At 51.4% G+C, this 358-nt stretch carries 1 protein-coding gene; it reads left to right on the top strand.

All coding sequences use genetic code 11. The features are described from left to right. Window positions 1-209 (top strand): hypothetical protein (locus AC1RO3_RS08860; protein WP_481764058.1); only part of this gene is annotated, 209 nt, incomplete at its 5' end. Between the last annotated feature and the right edge of the window lie 149 nt (window positions 210-358).

The following is a 358-nucleotide window of genomic DNA, read 5'->3' on the forward strand; positions in this document are numbered from 1 at the left end:
GTTTTGCTCATGCTGGTGCCGATTCGCGCGGCCTGTTTCTCGCCGCACTGATCCAGCTTCGACGTGACCCCCACTTCAAAGGCGACATTCTGCTGTCCGCGCTGCGTGTTGCGGTAGGCGATCCGGACTATGAATTCCAGTCTCCAGTCGAGCGCGCGGCTTGGAAAACTATGGCGTTTCCAGTACTCTACGGGTACACTAAAAACTGAAGTGCTCTAATTTTATGGGGCACTACAGGAGAAAACAATGTTTCTGAGTAACCCCTTTTGGTCTGCAAAGCCAAAGATAGTTGTTGGTAGCGGCAACATCTTTATGCAGGCAACGAACACCAATTCGCTGTATAACCTAGACGCCAACG

The sequence above is a fragment of the Dellaglioa sp. CoH-57-MRSF-19 genome (genome assembly GCF_056781975.1).